The organism is Oleiphilus sp. HI0123 (assembly GCF_001635315.1).
Window position 1 is genome coordinate 1 of the sequence record NZ_LWGE01001641.1, and the last position, 2,107, is coordinate 2,107.

A 2,107-nucleotide genomic window follows, 5' to 3' on the forward strand; every position below is an offset into this window, starting at 1 on the left:
TGGGAAACCTTCCTCCTCGACCCGATTATTTTTGTACTTTGGGTTTTTGTCGCTGCCACAGTCTTAATGTGGGGCCGAGGTGTTTACTGCGGCTGGTTGTGCCCCTTCGGTGCCTTGCAAGAGCTGATAGGCGAAATCGCGATGAAGCTACGCATTCCTCAGCTACATATTCCTTTTGTTATTCATGAGCGTTTATGGGCGATTAAATACCTAATTTTGCTAGCTTTGTTTGGCTTATCACTGGAGTCCCTGGCTGTCGCAGAAACCTATGCCGAAGTGGAGCCTTTCAAAACAACTTTCCTGCTGCGCTTCGATCGCGATTGGCCCTTCATTCTTTACGCGGCCGGGCTTCTGGTTACGTCAATATTTAATCGTAAGTTCTATTGCCGCTACGTCTGCCCAATGGGTGCAGCCATTGCTATTCCTTCTTTCGCTCGCCTCTTCGACTGGCTAAAACGCCGAAAAGAATGCGGCAAGCCCTGCCAGCTTTGTGCCCAAGAGTGTGAGATCGGAGCGATTGCTCCTACTGGTGAGATTAATATGCGCGAATGCCACTACTGCCTCGATTGTCAGATGACTTATCACAGTAAAGAGAAATGCCCACCACTTGCCAAAAAATACCGCAAAGCAACGAAAGAAGCGCCTGTCGAGCCGGTTCGTATTGTCAACCAAGGAGGCTCATAAGATTCGAATACAAAAGAAAAACACACAATAAAAGCAATTAAAGAATTAGCAGTACAAACAACGAAGTAAGAAGTTCTCTATCACAACCAGGAACAACTTGGAGATCATTATGACCGACATAAATAAGGAAAACCCTGTCGACCGCCACGTCGATGATAGTCCTGAAAAAGAAGGCATGAGCCGTCGTAAATTTATTGGTGCAACCACTTTAGTCGGTGGTGCAGGTGTTGCTGCGTCAACACTTACCGCATCCATGTTTTCAGAACTTGCTCAGGCAAAAACGGCCGAGAAAATGGCTGCTAGCGCCCATGTAGGGCCAGGTGAGCTCGACGAATATTACGGCTTTTGGAGTGGAGGTCACTCAGGTGAAGTTCGCATACTTGGCCTACCTTCAATGCGTGAGCTAATGCGTATTCCGGTATTCAACCATGAAAGCGCGACTGGCTGGGGTCAGACCAACGAAAGTAAAGCAGTCATGGGTGAATCTGCCAAGTACTTTAACGGTGATGCACATCACCCTCATATGAGTATGCAAGATGGCCGCTATGACGGTAAGTATGTTTTCATCAACGATAAAGCAAATACTCGTGTAGCACGTATCCGCTGCGACATTATGAAAGCCGATAAGATGATCGACGTTCCAAATGTACAGGCGATCCATGGTTTAAGGGTTCAGAAAGTACCTCATACCAAATATATATTCTGTAACGGTGAATATGAAATTCCATTACCGAATGACGGACGTGATTTGGATGACCCTAGTAAATATTTCTCCATGTTCAACGTCATTGACGCTGAGAAGATGGAAATGGCTTTCCAGGTCATTGTTGATGGCAACCTTGATAATACCGATGCCGACTACGACGGTCGTTTCGCTGCATCAACCTGCTATAACTCTGAAAACGGCGTAACGCTACCTGAAATGATTTCAGCTGAGCGTGACCATGTTGTTGTATTTGATATTCCAGCGCTTGAGAAAGCGGTTCAGAACGGTGACTTCAAGACAATCGGCGATTCCAAAGTACCTGTAATCAATGGCCGTAAAGGTTCCAAATATACTCGCTATATTCCGGTACCCAAGAGTCCTCATGGCTTGAACACTTCACCAAACGGTGAATACTTTGTGGCTAACGGTAAGCTTTCACCAACCGTTTCAGTGATTGCGATCAAGAAGCTGGCTTCACTATTTGATGATAAGATCAAACCTCGCGATACCATCGTTGCAGAGCCAGAGCTGGGCTTAGGGCCGCTTCATACAGCCTTTGACGGACGCGGTAATGCTTATACAACCGTCTTTATCGATAGTCAGGTGGTTAAGTGGAACGTGGAAGATGCGATCAAAGCTTATCAAGACAAGAAAGTTAATTACATTCGCCAAAAGCTGGATGTTCATTATCAGCCAGGTCACCTTCACACCACCATG

The 2,107-nt window shown here is 46.2% G+C and carries 2 protein-coding genes; both read left to right on the forward strand.

What is annotated here, in order from left to right:
• Positions 1-684, forward strand: a 684-nt coding sequence (locus tag A3761_RS22090) for a 4Fe-4S binding protein (protein ID WP_156492033.1), incomplete at its 5' end; no start/stop codon positions are given.
• 109 nt (positions 685-793) lie between these two features.
• A partial coding sequence (gene nosZ / locus A3761_RS22095; RefSeq protein ID WP_068750891.1) for a TAT-dependent nitrous-oxide reductase occupies positions 794-2,107 on the forward strand: 1,314 nt, incomplete at its 3' end.